The organism is Streptomyces sp. NPDC004838 (genome assembly GCF_053600955.1).
In genome coordinates this window covers 186,902-200,408 of sequence record NZ_JBSGAW010000003.1, presented here as the reverse complement: position 1 = coordinate 200,408, position 13,507 = coordinate 186,902, and the positions used below count along the sequence as shown (strand labels likewise).

The 13,507-nt window shown below is 68.2% G+C and carries 14 protein-coding genes; 7 read left to right on the top strand and 7 right to left on the bottom strand.

Translation table 11 applies throughout. The annotated features are described in order from the left end of the window. Positions 1–445: 445 nt before the first annotated feature. From ACWEFL_RS05435 to ACWEFL_RS05415, 5 genes are all read left to right on the top strand, one after another. The gene (locus tag ACWEFL_RS05435) at positions 446–1,066 is read left to right on the top strand and encodes a DUF7691 family protein (protein WP_451707750.1); all 621 of its coding nucleotides are present in this window, start codon (positions 446–448) and stop codon (positions 1,064–1,066) included. A gap of 363 nt (positions 1,067–1,429) precedes the next feature. Further along, on the top strand, positions 1,430–1,720 hold the full coding sequence (locus ACWEFL_RS05430; RefSeq protein WP_451707747.1) for a hypothetical protein: 291 nt from the start codon (positions 1,430–1,432) through the stop codon (positions 1,718–1,720). 340 nt (positions 1,721–2,060) lie between these two features. Continuing rightward, positions 2,061–2,447 (top strand): nuclear transport factor 2 family protein, encoded by a 387-nt coding sequence (locus ACWEFL_RS05425; RefSeq protein ID WP_451707745.1) that lies wholly within the window; start codon positions 2,061–2,063, stop codon positions 2,445–2,447. Between the two features lie 2 nt (positions 2,448–2,449). After that, positions 2,450–3,334 carry a proline iminopeptidase-family hydrolase gene (locus ACWEFL_RS05420; protein ID WP_451707742.1) on the top strand — a complete coding sequence of 295 codons (885 nt, stop codon included), beginning with the start codon at positions 2,450–2,452 and terminating at the stop codon, positions 3,332–3,334. A gap of 442 nt (positions 3,335–3,776) precedes the next feature. Further along, complete coding sequence (locus tag ACWEFL_RS05415; RefSeq protein ID WP_451708107.1) at positions 3,777–4,178, top strand: hypothetical protein; 402 nt, start codon at positions 3,777–3,779, stop codon at positions 4,176–4,178. Positions 4,179–4,189: 11 nt separating this feature from the next. Here the strand turns inward: ACWEFL_RS05415 and ACWEFL_RS05410 are convergent, their stop codons facing one another. From ACWEFL_RS05410 to ACWEFL_RS05395, 4 genes are all read right to left on the bottom strand, one after another. After that, positions 4,190–4,399, bottom strand: coding sequence for a hypothetical protein (locus ACWEFL_RS05410; RefSeq protein WP_451707739.1), 210 nt, complete (start codon positions 4,397–4,399; stop codon positions 4,190–4,192). Between the two features lie 197 nt (positions 4,400–4,596). Further along, entirely contained in the window at positions 4,597–6,069 is a 1,473-nt protein-coding gene (locus ACWEFL_RS05405; RefSeq protein WP_451707736.1) for a hypothetical protein, read from the bottom strand. Positions 6,070–6,498: 429 nt separating this feature from the next. Continuing rightward, a complete protein-coding gene (locus ACWEFL_RS05400; RefSeq protein WP_451707733.1) occupies positions 6,499–7,200 on the bottom strand; it encodes a response regulator in 702 nt (233 codons plus the stop codon). Next, entirely contained in the window at positions 7,197–8,426 is a 1,230-nt protein-coding gene (locus tag ACWEFL_RS05395; RefSeq protein WP_451707730.1) for a sensor histidine kinase, read from the bottom strand. Before ACWEFL_RS05395 ends, ACWEFL_RS05400 begins: the two co-directional genes overlap by 4 nt. A gap of 239 nt (positions 8,427–8,665) precedes the next feature. On the opposite strand from ACWEFL_RS05395, the gene ACWEFL_RS05390 reads away from it, so the two are divergent. Next, positions 8,666–10,054, top strand: coding sequence for a tannase/feruloyl esterase family alpha/beta hydrolase (locus ACWEFL_RS05390; protein ID WP_451707728.1), 1,389 nt, complete (start codon positions 8,666–8,668; stop codon positions 10,052–10,054). Between the two features lie 394 nt (positions 10,055–10,448). Here ACWEFL_RS05390 and ACWEFL_RS05385 read toward each other — a convergent pair whose 3' ends face one another. Further along, positions 10,449–11,450, bottom strand: a complete 1,002-nt coding sequence (locus ACWEFL_RS05385; protein ID WP_451707725.1) for a Bug family tripartite tricarboxylate transporter substrate binding protein — start codon at positions 11,448–11,450, stop codon at positions 10,449–10,451. A 134-nt stretch (positions 11,451–11,584) separates the two neighbouring features. On the opposite strand from ACWEFL_RS05385, the gene ACWEFL_RS05380 reads away from it, so the two are divergent. Further along, a complete protein-coding gene (locus tag ACWEFL_RS05380; RefSeq protein ID WP_451707722.1) occupies positions 11,585–12,307 on the top strand; it encodes a GntR family transcriptional regulator in 723 nt (240 codons plus the stop codon). 132 nt (positions 12,308–12,439) lie between these two features. On the opposite strand, the gene ACWEFL_RS05375 is transcribed toward ACWEFL_RS05380, so the two are convergent. Continuing rightward, positions 12,440–12,691 carry a hypothetical protein gene (locus tag ACWEFL_RS05375; RefSeq protein ID WP_451707721.1) on the bottom strand — a complete coding sequence of 84 codons (252 nt, stop codon included), beginning with the start codon at positions 12,689–12,691 and terminating at the stop codon, positions 12,440–12,442. A 310-nt stretch (positions 12,692–13,001) separates the two neighbouring features. Continuing rightward, the gene (locus ACWEFL_RS05370; protein WP_451707719.1) at positions 13,002–13,436 is read right to left on the bottom strand and encodes a DUF6892 domain-containing protein; all 435 of its coding nucleotides are present in this window, start codon (positions 13,434–13,436) and stop codon (positions 13,002–13,004) included. Positions 13,437–13,507 lie beyond the last annotated feature (71 nt).

Sequence of the window (13,507 nt, the reverse complement as noted above, 5' to 3'; positions counted from 1 at the left end):
CCACGAGCCGCTGGACAGGCCGGCCCCCCGGAAGACGGTCCAGGGTTGCGCAGTGCGTCCACCTCGCCGGACGGCGGCTTCGGGATCCGGAGCCGCTCAGTGGCTGTGTTCCACGTGTTCTTCCCGTCGGCGGCGAGGGCTGGGTCGGGGCGGGGTACGGGGCCGTAGTCGTCATCGGTGTGGGATTCCAGGCACAGGACGGCGTCGGCGTTCGCTGCGTGGCCCACGGCCCACCCGAGGAACTTGCCGCTGCAGAGAGCGGGGTCGGTCACCTCTGCATCGGGGTCCCGGAGGACTGCGGTATCGGCTTTGGCCAGGGCCGGGGGGAGTGCAGGCGTCCGAGGTGGATGACGCCGGCGTGGATCTGCTGATTGCTGATCTTCGAATCGGTCCTGCGCCGCTGGTGGGGCGAAGCGATGCTCGACACCGACCGTAGGCTGATCCCATGAGTTCTTCCCTGAGCCTCTACCTGCTCGACGTGGAAGCCACGCGCGCCCTGGTCGGATCCCGCGACGACCAATTGCTGAAGGTGATACGCGGGGAATTCGCGGACGACCTGGCCCGCGACGACGACTTTCACAGCTACGAGATCGAGCAGGGCGCCCCCACGGCGGAAGCGGCGCTGCACGCGGTCATTCACGGCGGGCCCTTCAGCAAGGACCCGAGCCACGCTTTCCAGTATGGCTACGCCTACGAGCGGTTGTGCTCGTTCACCGGCGCGTTCCTGCCCAACGACTGCTTTACACCGCACCGGGGCGACTGGCTGTCGGTCGTCGACGAGGGGCTCGGCGCGCTGGGCATCACCGCTGTGTCCGTGGAGACTTTCAGCCACGGCGGCCCGCCCGCTCCGCTGCCGTACACCTTCACACCGGGCTGTGGCGAGTGGACGCCCGATCGCATCGCCCAGGCTCTGGTGCAGTACGAGGTCACTACACGCAACGGCACCGAGCCGGAACGGACTCCGCCGCAGGAGCCGGAAGTCGTCCAGGCCGTCAAGCAGTGCCTCGACTGGATGCGGCGCGCGAAGGCGCTACCCGGCTTCGGCGTGATCGGCTTCCGTTCCTGAGCCCGAGGGCGAGGTGAGCGGAAAGCCGGTACGAACGCGGAATGACGCTCACCCGAGGTGGCTGCGTAGGTTCAAGTGAGAGCACTTGTCGGTGGATTTCGGCATCACGCAGCGACCGAAGGGCGCGTGAATGTTGGTGAGAAGTAGGAGCACCCCGGGCGCCGCGGGCTCGATCGTGCGTGCGGAGCGGGCTGCGGTCATGGCAGCATGACGGCATGTTGATCAGAAAGGGCGATGCCGCGTAGGCGCCCGAAGGCCGTCCGTGCCGAGCGCTGGCGGCCTCGCAGACACGTTGCAGTTCGGCGGATCCGGGGCGTATCAGCGAGGACTCGTGCAGCTGTTCGCCGCGTCGAGGACGAGCGGATGTGGCCTGGCGCAGTTGCTGACGCGCTCGCCCGTTTCGAGTGGGCGTTCAGGCAATCCGGCCGCTATCTGAACGCACCCCAGGTCTGGCAGCCCGGACTGGAGGTGGAGTATGCCCGCGATGATCTGGAAGAGGTCATGCTTCACCTCCCTCGCGGTGCCCGGCGCGATCTCGGCCGGCTGGTTGCTCGTATCGACGATGAGTTCGAGGGTCGCACTCTGCCGAATCCTGGGCCGGTGAACGCCTTCACGGTGGGCGGCTGGTGGTGGTCAAGGATCCGTGAGCGCTGAGGATGCTCACGAAGCCTCATGTGCTGCGAGTCGGCGACTGGAGCGGGCGGTGTCGACGGCTCGAGCCAGTCCAGTGCGGGGGTCCGCTTGCCTGCGGACGATTCCGAAGCCGGCTGTCAGCTACTCACTATCTGAGCCGACCTTGTCTGCACCGCCCTGACCTGGGACTTTACGCTGAACCGAATTCCTCTGCTTGAAGCCGTGAAGCAAGTCAAGCCTTACTTGCCGAGGTGCTTTCCTCTATGTTGGAGATCCGCGCGGCGCCCCCGGATCAATGTGACGGGCGGCTACCCAGTTTTCCGTAGCGGACTATTCCACGAGGCAGCGAGGGGAATTCGCCATGCGGCGGAACATCAGGGAAAATACGATCCAATGGCTACGGCATCTGGAAGCGTATGACTTCGACGGGATGCGCGCGATGTGTACCGAAACTGCCACCGTGTGGCACAACGACGGGAAGGGAGAGCAGTCGATCGACGAAAAGCTGGAGCAGCTCAAACCTCTTGTCTTCACAGTCGATTCGCTGCGGTATGAGATAGCCCGTCAGTTCCATAACCCGGACGAGGTCTTTCAGCAGCAGATCCTCCGTCTGACACTTGCCGACGGGTCCCACAGGGAGGTCCACGCCACTATGTACTTCCTGTTCGAGGGGGACCTCATCGACCGGGTGGAGGAGTATGTCTATGCCGTGCCGACCGACACGGAAATCCCCATGGACGGGCGGTAGCCGTGAGATCGGCCAACGTGAGGGAAGGCCGCGTCCCGGTGCCAGGAGGTAACGTCTGGTACCGCAGGAAGGGCAGCGGCGGCGTACCGCTCCTCCTGGTGCACGGTGGGCCCGGATATCCGAGTGACCTGCTGTTCGAGGCGTTTGAGCCGCTCGCCCGGGAGCGGGAAGTCATTTGGTACGACCAGCTCGGGGTGGGTCGTTCGGACCCGGTCGACGACATCTCGCTGCTGACGGTGGACCGATTCCTCGATGAACTCGGTGCGGTGGCCGAAGGTCTGGGCCTGGAACGGCCGCATGTCTACGGTCACTCCTGGGGAGCCATGCTCGGCCTGCAGTTCGCCGCGCAGCGCGCGCCGGAGTGGACGAGCCTCATCTGCGCCAATGGACTGGCGAGTGTGCCGCGGTTCGAGGAAGAGGTGCGGGACCTGTTGGCGAAGCTGCCCGGGAATGTGCTCGACCGCACCTATGGCCGCGAGCTGAGAGGTGAGACCGGCGATCCCGACTACATGGTCGCCCAAGGGGAATATCTGAGAGCGTGCGTGGTGCGTACCGCATCGGTGGCCCTCGACCCGGAACTCATGAGTGTGACGACCTTCCAGACGATGATCGGGCACGCTGACTATCATGTGACAGGAACTCTCAAGGACTGGGACATCTTCGCCGAACTCGAACGCATCCGAGTACCGACGCTCGTACTGGGCGGAGAGTTCGACGAATGCGTTCCCTCGCATCTCGCCGATATCGCCGCACACATTCCGGACTCCGAGCATGTCACGCAGCTCGGCGCGGCGCATATGGGCTATCTGGAGAAGGAACCGCTCCGCAGCGGGTACACCGAGATCATACGGGATTACATGGCCCGGATCGAAGCACGCCCATCTTGATCAGAAGCGCTTTGGGTTCTGGGTCTTGCATGGTGTGCGCGATTTGGTGGTGGGGAAATACGGAATCTGTCGTCGCCGACGCAGGAGGCCCTGCGGCAGTACCGGGCTGCCGTGTTCCCGGATTCGGAGGCGACCATCGCTTCAGCGGATGGTCGAATCGAGGTCCGGGGGAGTGCGCCCGTCATCCGAGCGGGACGGCTGGACCGGTCATGGCCGGAGGCGTACGGGCGAGGGACTGACCCGGGGGCGGATTCTCTGGTCGGAGTGCATGGGTCAGGGCCCGGCTTCGCCTTGGGCTGTGCCGGGCTCTGCCAGAGGCCGCAGGAGAGCGGGACGCCTGCCGTCCATGTACGGCCTCGGGACTGGTAGGCCCGCATGTTCAGGAGTCGCGTATTCGTCGAGGCTGTCGGCCGATCGTCACCCTGTGTCGGTGCTCTGCGGCATGATGATCGGCGTGGACACCGAGATACTGATAGACGTCTGGCAGCGGCTTCTCGCCGACCCTCGCAAGTCGTGGGTGTTGTTCGAGCATGGCACTTGTGTCGTGCTGACCGCTCCGGATGGTGAGCTTGCTGAAGAGGCAACCGACCTGCTGAAGAAGTTCGGCCCGGTGCATGCCGGATCTTCGGCAGGAGACTTTGGGGTCGTCGAGCCCAAGGACGTCGAGGGATGGGTCGTCACCGGGCATCACAACGACGTCCTTACCTATGTCGGCCCCGATGAGCCTCAGGATCAGTCGCAGTTTGCTGTCGGGCTGTTCGGACGTTCCAAGCGCCACCGGGACGGCACCGAGCTCCACGTCGTCCACGTTGAGGACAAGCGAGATTCAGCGGCCCCAGCGTAAGCAGCCGCGCTTCACCGCTGGTGGTCGCCTGGGGCGTTTCGGCTCCAGGTCCCGCCGGCTTCGGTGACCAGGCGGGTGGCGGTCTTGTCGTGGTAACCGAGCGCCTTCGCGATGACGGGAGCCGGGGCCTGGAGGACGAGCTGGCGAATGGCGGAGGTCCTGCCGCGCTGCGGAGGGACGCCGATCTCCCGCAGCTGGACTTGGAGGCTGACCGGGTTCATGGGCTGTCCCGGCTGGCGGCCGGGGAAGAGCCACTGTGAGCTCCTGCTGCTGGCGTAGGGCAGGTGTCGCCGGGACTGGATGTAGGCTCGGATCAGGTCGGCGACGGGCAGCGGCCTGATCGGGCGTGAGGTCCATGGCGGCAGTCCCCGGATGGTCGGGGAAACCGCGACCCAATAGAGCTGGGGCGACTTGACGGCTACAGGCCCGCCCGGGTCAGCAGCCACTCCATGCGGTCGACGGGGAGGGATGGAGAGGCGCCGGCGGCTTCCGCGACGCGCTCCGAGGAGTCAGCGAGGAGTCGGAACAGGGATGGGCGCGGGAGGTTGCGGTGGGGCGCGACCGCCCAACGGACGCGATCTTCCGGGTCTGAGGCCAGCTTTTCGGCGAGTTCCGAGGGCAGATTCGGATCGCGGGGTGCGAAGGAGCGGAGCCGGGGCTCAGAGTCGGTGGCGAAGCGGCGTAGGGTTTCTGGGGGGAACGTCAAGACCTTCTCCTTGTCCCACCAGAACGTGAACTTGTCCCGTCGGCGGTAGCGGCGCTCGATGCCCTCGGCGGTCGCGGGATCCACCAGGTGCGGGGCGGTACTTGCCATGGTGAGGCGAACCATCTCCTCTTCGTCGTCGAGCAGTCGGGCCACCGCGTTGGCGGGAAGGGCCTTGCTGGCGGCCGCTGAGACTCGGAAGCCGACGTAGGGCGAGTCGATGTGCGGCAGCGGATCGGCCGTGACCCATGGCAGCCGCAGGATCCGCAGTTCTGTGGGCGCGAATTCGTTCTGAAACCACTGCAGGACCGTTTCGTCGTCCGCGTCAGGGTCCGGATCGGCCGTCGAACGCGAAAGCTCGTGGACCGAGGCGTGGATCTGCGCCCGCACGTGCTCTGGCGTGTCAGGCCGGGCGAAGACCTTCACCCGGACGCTCAAGGCCGGATCGACGGCAAGGACGTCGCGAACCGGCGGTGGTAGGTCGGGATGCCGGGCGAGCTCTCCGCGCACCTGGCTGTCCGGATCTGCGGCGAGCCGCTGGAGAGTGTCCGCGTCGAGAACGGCGTGCATGACCGCACCCGCCCGAGTCACAGGGTCCGCCAGCAGCGTCGGCAGCAGGTCCGAGGGCGGTATCGGATGCGGCCGGTGCGCGTAGTAAGTCGAACAGGCCGCGGCGCGGACCTTGGCCTCGGGGTCGGTCAGGAGGATCCGGCGGATCGATTCCGGGGCCTGTACCCAGTGCTTCGCCAGCGCGGCGCGGATCGCGGGGTCGGAGTCGGTGGTGAGGCGCGCCCGGAGGTCGGACGGCGTGTGGTGGCCTTGTGCGAGGCGTTCGCGGACCTGTGGATCGGGATCGTCGATGAGTTGCTCCAGCATCTCCCTCGGTGCGGTCGCGGCGTGGATGACGAGCGCGGACCGCACCGCCTTGTCTCGGTGGGCGGCCAGTCGGATGCGGAATCGGCCCGGCAGTCGGTCGTTGAGCGCCAGGCTGTGCAGGAGCCAGTGGTCGTCGATCGCGATGATCTCGGTGAGCATGTCCTCGCTGAGGTCTGGACGTTTCGCCACCTTCCCCCCGCCTCGCCGCCATGCGAACAGTCGCCGGATCATGGGAGCGGGCAAGGCCGGATTCATCGCCAACCCGTCCATCACCTTGTCGAGGTGAACCGGAGTCAGGGCGTCAGTGTCCATGCGGCCAGGATGCCAGGGGGCTTCGATACGACGATGCCGGACTGCGGTCGGCACCGATCAAGACTCGCTCAACGGATGAGAGGCGGCGGTGTACCGACTAGGCAGAGCTATTTGCCACTTCGCGGTAGCTCCGGGAGTACACGGCCTCGAAACACGGACCAACGGCAACCGAACCTGAGACACCAGCCGGCAACCCCACCTGCGCGGCAACGAGAGGTGAGACCAGTAAGGCCACTCGGTGTCCCATCCGTTGCATCGGCCCAGTTCAGGCGCGCCCTGTGCACCAGCCGCGAGGCTCACACTGTCCGGGAGGTATCGGGCCGTCAGCGGTGCGCGTCAGACGCAAGGTCAGGGTGCGCGCCACCGTCGAGCCCTGGGGAGAGGTCTCGAAACCTACGGGGCCGACGGCGGCTGACGCGAGCGCTTCGTTCAGAGCAGGCCGTGGTCGCGGGCGTACAGGGCGGCCTGGGTGCGGTCGCGGAGGTTGAGGCGGCCGAGGATGCGGGAGATGTGGTTCTTGACGGTGCCTTCGCTGAGGAAGAGCCGGGAGGCGATCTCCCGGTTGGTCGAGCCGCGCGCGATCAGGCGCAGTACGTCCACCTCGCGTCCGGTCAGCGCCTCGTCCGGGCCCGCGCCCTGGGGGCCGGGTGACTGCTCCGGGGTGGGACCGGGAGCCGCCGGACCGGGGGCCGTCAGCGCGGTGGCGAGGCGGGCCACCACCGTGGCGTCGAGCGGGGCGACACCGGCGTGGACGAGGCGTACGGAGCGGGCGAGTTCGGCGGAGGGGAGGTTCTTGAGCAGGTAGCCGACGGCGCCGGCCGCGAGCGCGCGGGCGACGTAATCCTGGTCGTCGAAGGTGGTCAGCATGACGACCCGGCACGAGGGCACCCGGGTGGCGAGGACGGCGGTGGTGTCGATGCCGTCCATGCCCGGCATCCGGACGTCGACCAGGGCGACATCCGGCCGGTGGGTGACGGCGGCCTCGACGGCCCGCGGTCCGTCGCACGCGGTGGCGACGACGGCGATGCCCGGCTGGATGCCCAGCAGCGAGGCGATCCCCTCCCGTACGAGCTCCTGATCGTCGACGATCAGGACGCGGACCGGCTCACCGGGATCCTCGGGACCGTTCATCCGGCGCTCCCCGCGAGCAGCGGGCTGCGCGGGACGGTGACGGTGACCACCGCTCCGTCGGCTGCCCGGAGGTCCGAGCGGTCGTCGATGTCGACGCGTCCGCCGAGGAGTTCGACCCGCTCGCGCATACCGCGGATCCCGAAGCCGGTGCCACTCGGACGCGCGGCCGCGCCGGCGGTGAAGCCCCGCCCGTTGTCGGCGACGACCAGCCGGGCCGTGGACTCACCGTAGGCGGCTGTGACGTCGATGCGGGTCGCCCGCCCGTGCCGGTGGGCGTTGGTGAGCGCCTCCTGGGCGGCCCGGTACAGGGCGGTGAGCGACGCGGCGTCGTACCCGGCTTCGTCCCCGGTGACGTGGAGGGTCACGGTCAGCCGGTCGTCGCCGAGGTGGCGGACCAGGTCGGCGAGCGCACGGGTGAGGGAGAAGGGCCGGGCGTCGCGCAGCGCGCTCACGGACTCGCGGACCTCCGTGAGCGCACGCCCGGCGGACCAGCGGGCGTCCGACACCGCTTTGGCCGAGGCCCGCGGGTCGAGTTCCCGGAACGCCTCGGCCTTCTCCAACTGGATGGTGACGGCGGTGAGATGGTGCCCGAGACTGTCGTGGATCTCCCGGGCGACCCGGTTGCGTTCGTCGGCCGTGGACAGCTCCGCCACCCGCAGGGCGTACTGGGACAGCCGCTCGTGGGAGTTCTCCAGCTCGGCCAGGACGCCTTCCAGCCGCGACCGCCCCTGCTGCTCCCGTACGGCGACGGCTGCCATCGACACCGCCAGCGCCAGCCCCAGGCCGAACATCAGCAGGTCGGAGACGTACTCCGCCCGCACCCACCACCGGGGCACCCACAGCGTGTAGCCGGTGACCAGCAGGACGACGCAGCCCGCGCCGCAGGCCAGCCCCGCCCGTCGGCCGAAAGCGAGGCAGGCGGTGAACGGCACCAGGACGAACAGGGCCCGCGAGACACCCGAGCCGTCCAGCACGGCCACGGCCGAGAACAGCGCGAGGCGGGCGGCCAGCAGGGCCGCCGCCGGACGGACGGGGGTGCTCGGCGACCAGCGGCGTCGTTCGACGAGATCGAGGGCGATGAGCAGGACCAGCCCCGCCACGAAGCCCGCGGTGCGCCCGAGGTGCACGGGGTCGTCCGAAACGGCGGCGTGGTAGATGCCACCGGCCAGGACCGCCGTGTACAGCACGGGCGGTATCCACGGTACGGCGGTCGGCGGCGAGGCCATCCGTCCCCCCTCCAGGCAGCTCTTCACCGGGGACGATACGGGACCGCGGCCGCTGGGTGCGGGCCTTGCCCGAAGTGTGGCCACAGGTCATGTGCCGATGGGCACGGGGGCGGCCGCCGATGGGGTGCCGGATGCCGGGAGAAGTGGCCGTCCGGCACTCCTCGGCATCCGGCCGCGCGGCCTACGGTCCGTCTGTCCCTGTCACCGCACCACTCATCCCACGAAGGAGTGTTGGAATCATGTCCCGCCCGATGTACCGACGTCGGCGCCTCCTGGCCGCCCTCGTACCAGCCCTGCTGGCGGTCGGCCTCCTCCCCGCGGCCGGGGCGAACGCCGCCGGGGCGAGCGCCGCCGAACCGGCCTGCGAAGGGGAGCGGCTGCGCGTCCCCGGCGCGGAGCGCCTGGTCAGCCACTGCGTGGACGACCTGACCACGACCGGCACCCGTCCACTGGGCCTCACCAACCCGCAGGACTACGCCGGGCTTCAGGCCCTGAACACCGTCAACCCCTCGAACGTGCCCGGCATCCAGCTCGACGGCTACTTCCCGGACACCTCCCGCACCAACACCAACAATGGCTGGAACCACGACAGCCAGTTCGTGATCCGGCTGCCCGACAACTGGAACGGCGGCCTGGTCGTCGCCGGCCCGCCCGGCCTCCGGCGCCAGTACGCCAACGACCAGATCATCAGCGACCAGGTGCTGGCGAAGGGCTTCGCGTACGCCGCCACCGACAAGGGCAACACCGGCCCCGAGATGTACAAGGACGGCGCGAAACCGGGTGACGCGGTCATGGAGTGGCATATGCGGCTCACTCAGCTGACCGTCGCCGCCAAGCAGGTGGCCGCCAAGCATTACGGCAAGCAGCCCGCCCGGACGTACGCCGCCGGCCTCTCCGCCGCCGGCTACCTGGTGCGCTGGCAGCTCGAGCACTTCCCGCGGCTCTATTCGGGTGGCATCGACTGGAACGGCCTGCTGGTCACCCGGGACAAGCCCAACCTGCTGACCAACCTGCCCCCGGCACTGCGTGCCTTCCCCCGCTGGGAGCGGGGCGAGCCCGGCGCGGCCGAGGCCATGTACGCCGAGGGGTACCCCAAGGGCACCGAGCCTCTGTGGAAGGCCCACTACCTGAACCAGTGGGACTTGCTGCAGCGCGTCATCCGCGAGGAGTTCGACCCCGGCTACGACGGCGCCACCCAGGCCGGCACGCCGTTCTGCGCCGAGGGGACGGGCGTCGGCTGCGACACCGACTACGACTACGCCTCCAGGCCCGACAGCGTCCACGACGCGGTCGAGCGGGTCTCGCTGACCGGCCGTATCACCCGGCCGCTGATCACCATCCAGGGCACCTTGGACGTCCAGCTGCCGATCACCCGGACCGGCGACCTGTACGACCCGATGGTGAAGGACTCGGGCCGCGGCAAGCTGCACAGGTACTACCGGATCGACGGCGGCACCCACGCCGACGGCTTCCGCGACCTCGCGCCGAAGGTCGTCCGGCCGATGCAGCCGTGCTTCAACGCGGCCTTCGACGAACTGGTGGCGTGGACACAGAGCGGAGTCGCCCCGCCGCCCAGCCACACCGTGCCCCGGCCCACCGGCGACGACACCACCGGCTGCACCCTCTGAACCACCGGGCCGCGCGGGCAGCGGCCTGAACCCTGATGACGCGGCGTCACCCTGACAAGCCGAAGTCGGCAGTCGCCGTACGTGTGGTGATCCGGGCGGCGCGCACTCCTGGGGCTCAAGGGCTCAAGGGCTCAAGGGTCAAGGGGCCGCAGGGCAGGTTCGAATCGTGTCGTCCCGACCAGCGTTCTCGAAGGCCAAGGGCGGTATCGGAGGGATCCGATACCGCCCTTCGGTTTTTCTCCGGGACGGGTTGGGGACCAGAGGGTCCGGGTCGTGTCGTGCGGATCTTACGAAGAGGCCGAGGACTTGACCGAGGTGGACGTAGGGGTGGTCCCGGCTGCGAAGCCGGTGGCTGCCTCTCCCCCCGAGGCCGCCACCCACCACGGGGATCGGATCACAGCTTGGACAGGCCCAGCTCCTCAAGGACTCCCTGGACCCGGGTGTTCTCCACCTTGAGCCACTCCTCGAACTCGTCACCGGCGAGGTAGTTGTCGTTCCAGCCGTTCTTCTTGGCGATGTCCTTCCAGGGCTGCGACTCCTGCATCCGCTTGAGCGCCTCTATGTGCCGGGCTTTGAGTGAGCCGTCCATGCCACCGGGGCCCATCATCGACCGCCAGTTCTGGAACTCCAGAGCCTGGTCGACATCGGCGGCTGTCTGGGCGAACTGGACCCCCTGAACGGGTTCCATCGACGAGACGAGGAGGCCCGTCATCTTGCCCTCCTGGATGTGGGAGGCGAACTCGCTGAGCCCCGAGACACCGGCCTGGACCTTGCCGCTGAGGACCGCTTTGGCCGCCTCTCCGCCGCCGCTGTAGGGCACGTAGTTGATGTCGGCGGGCCTGACGCCGAAAGTCCGGGCGAGCAGCCCGACGAAGATGTGGTCGGCGCTACCCAAGGAGCCGCCCGCGATGGTGACCGACTTGGGGTTCTTCTCGATCGCCGCGAAGAGCTCCTCGACCGATTTGTAGGGCGAGCCCTCGGGCGTGACGATGACCTCGTACTCGCCCATGAGGCGAGCCAGAGGGGTGAGGTCGTCGAGCTTGGTGCTGGTCCCGTTGCTGATGACGCCGCCCATCATGGCCAGCCCCGAGGCGATCCAGAGGTCTTCCTTGTCCTTCTGAGGCGCGACCTGCGCGAGGGCGACGGTGCCCGAGTCCCCCGGAACGTTCTTGACCTCCGCGGACTTCGCGAGGCCGGTGGATCTCAGCACGTCCTGGGATGCGCGGGCGACCTGGTCCCAGCCGCTGCCGGGCGCGGCCGGCGCGATGATCTCTATTCGGTCAAGCGCCTTGAACTGCTCGCCGGTCTGGGCGTCATCGCCCGAGGATCCACCGCCGCAAGCGCTGAGCGCGAGGGCGGCGGCCGCTACTGCGGCGGCGATGCGGGTGATCTTCATGGAGACGTCCTCGTCCCGTGGAATGTGGTGTCTTGGGAGAGGGAATGTATGCAGACTGGAGAAGGCTCACAAGGGTTTGTTCATCTTGTGCTCACCTCGTGACCAGCGAACCGGCCAATGTATACACTCCGGCCATGCTGGCAACTCCCCCCACTGCCGCAGGACGTGCCTACACGCAGCTGCGCTCCGAGATCCTCGACGGCGCCTTGCCGCAGGGCGCCCCTCTTCTGGAGGTGGAGCAGTCCGCGCGTCTCGGGGTCTCCCGCACACCCGTACGCGAGGCCCTGCGGCGTCTCGTCGCGGAGGGCCTCGTCGAGACGTCGGGAAGACGGGGCCTCGTGGTCACGAGGGTCGGCGACCGTGAGGTGCGGAGCCTCTTCGAACTGCGTGCCTGCCTTGAGGCCCAGGCCGCCCAGTTGGCCGCCGCTCGTGGAGAATCCGCGGTCTTCGAGGCGTTCGGCGACCACTTCTCATGGTGGCACGACCTCTTCCGCGGTCCGGCGGTCTCCGACGAGCAGGTGAGTGACTACTTCGCGTTCATCCAGCTCTTCGACGCGGCGATCAGCGAGGCGACCGAGAACTCCTTCCTCGTCGACGCGATGGCGAACCTCAAGACCCATGTCGTGCGCGTGCGCAGGATGGCGGGCCACTCCCAGGGCAGGCTCGAGGCGTCCGCCACGGAGCACTCCCTGATCGCGCGGGCCATCGCTCAGGGCGACGTGGCACTCGCCCTCCACGCCACCCATGTGCACCTGCACAACGGCTTCGCGCACCTCCGCCGGTCCTTGCGCCCCACCGAGAGGGACACCTGCGAGGAACACGGCCCGACCGGAGCGGCGACCCGGACGCCTCGATGAGGTCCTTGTCGTCGGCACCCACCGAAGTGCCGCGAGTTCGGCGCCGGCCTCCAGGCAGCACACGCATCCCGCTCCGCACGCGCGGGAACTCGGACGGCCACCGGCTCGCCGTCGGCCGCGACACTCCCGCGGTCAGGGCGCCACGGGTGTGCGTGAGCCGTTGAGGAATGCGGCGAGCCCGGTGGCGAAGTCCATGGTGGAGGGGACGAACAGGACTGTCTCGTCAGGCGCGATGTATACCTTGCCGCCACCGCGGGCGGGATTGACGACGCACACTCCCGCGCCGTCTGCCAGCTCGATGACGGTTGTGTCCGAGCCTGGTGTGATCTTGCCGAGAAACGCTCTGCCGACCTCGGCCAGATTCTCCCTACCGGTCCTCGTCACGCCTTCGCGCGTACGTGCCGCGTCGCGGCCGTCCGTGTCGGGGCCGTCCGTCCCGGGCGGAAGCGGAAGGGGTACGTCAGATGCGAACGGTGTGAGGTCCTTGGCTTTGCATGCGCACTCGCGCACGGGCCGGGCGTGCGGGCTTGCCGCCCCCTGCTCCGGGAAACAGGCGGTCTCTGCACTGTCGACGTGGAACTGCCCGAGGCACGGCGGGCCGCCCGCTGCCGGCGGGCCGCACATGATGTCCTGCCCACAGTGAACGCACCGCAAGGTTTCTCTTCGCTCCTCCGCCGATTCCATGGCCAACTCCTCAGGTCCCTGTGATGCCGCGGGCGGCGAGGAGTTCCCACTTGTCCGGTGCGACCAGAGTGCCGTCGTCCACGGCGATGATCCGCCTGAGGTTGGGGAGCAGGGCGAGGTCGTCCAGTGAGCGGACGTCGAAGAGGTCGTCCTCGCCGTCCCAGGCCGGCGCACAGTGCCAGTAGATGTCCAAGCCGGCGTCGAAGCAGAGTTTGTCGACGCCGGCCAGCAACTCGTCGCTGATCTCCAGCTCCTCGAAAAAGGCGCGTGACTCGTCGAGGACATCCTCGTCCAGCTCGTTCTGGACCACGTACACCGCAGGAATGTCGATTCCCCGCGCCAGCATGCGTTCACCGAGATCGTAGGCGGGAGTGAGGACCCGCCGCCGGTACATGAGTTCGTCGATGACGACCAGCTTGAAGTTGAAGTCCCGAAATTCGACCATGTGAAAGGCGTATCACGGCCTCCGGGAGGCCCTGAAGGCGGGAAACCGGGTAGTCGGAAGAAGGTGTTCGA

Excerpts from the sequence above, each read along its gene's own strand:
- ACWEFL_RS05435 (WP_451707750.1), top strand. The coding sequence starts at position 446 with ATGAGTTCTTCCCTGAGCCTCTACCTGCTCGACGTGGAAGCCACGCGC.
- ACWEFL_RS05430 (WP_451707747.1), top strand. The coding sequence starts at position 1,430 with ATGTGGCCTGGCGCAGTTGCTGACGCGCTCGCCCGTTTCGAGTGGGCG.
- ACWEFL_RS05425 (WP_451707745.1), top strand. The coding sequence starts at position 2,061 with ATGCGGCGGAACATCAGGGAAAATACGATCCAATGGCTACGGCATCTG.
- ACWEFL_RS05415 (WP_451708107.1), top strand. The coding sequence starts at position 3,777 with ATGATGATCGGCGTGGACACCGAGATACTGATAGACGTCTGGCAGCGG.
- ACWEFL_RS05410 (WP_451707739.1), bottom strand. The coding sequence starts at position 4,399 with ATGAACCCGGTCAGCCTCCAAGTCCAGCTGCGGGAGATCGGCGTCCCT.
- ACWEFL_RS05405 (WP_451707736.1), bottom strand. The coding sequence starts at position 6,069 with ATGGACACTGACGCCCTGACTCCGGTTCACCTCGACAAGGTGATGGAC.
- ACWEFL_RS05400 (WP_451707733.1), bottom strand. The coding sequence starts at position 7,200 with ATGAACGGTCCCGAGGATCCCGGTGAGCCGGTCCGCGTCCTGATCGTC.
- ACWEFL_RS05395 (WP_451707730.1), bottom strand. The coding sequence starts at position 8,426 with ATGGCCTCGCCGCCGACCGCCGTACCGTGGATACCGCCCGTGCTGTAC.
- ACWEFL_RS05390 (WP_451707728.1), top strand. The coding sequence starts at position 8,666 with ATGTCCCGCCCGATGTACCGACGTCGGCGCCTCCTGGCCGCCCTCGTA.
- ACWEFL_RS05385 (WP_451707725.1), bottom strand. The coding sequence starts at position 11,450 with ATGAAGATCACCCGCATCGCCGCCGCAGTAGCGGCCGCCGCCCTCGCG.
- ACWEFL_RS05380 (WP_451707722.1), top strand. The coding sequence starts at position 11,585 with ATGCTGGCAACTCCCCCCACTGCCGCAGGACGTGCCTACACGCAGCTG.
- ACWEFL_RS05370 (WP_451707719.1), bottom strand. The coding sequence starts at position 13,436 with ATGGTCGAATTTCGGGACTTCAACTTCAAGCTGGTCGTCATCGACGAA.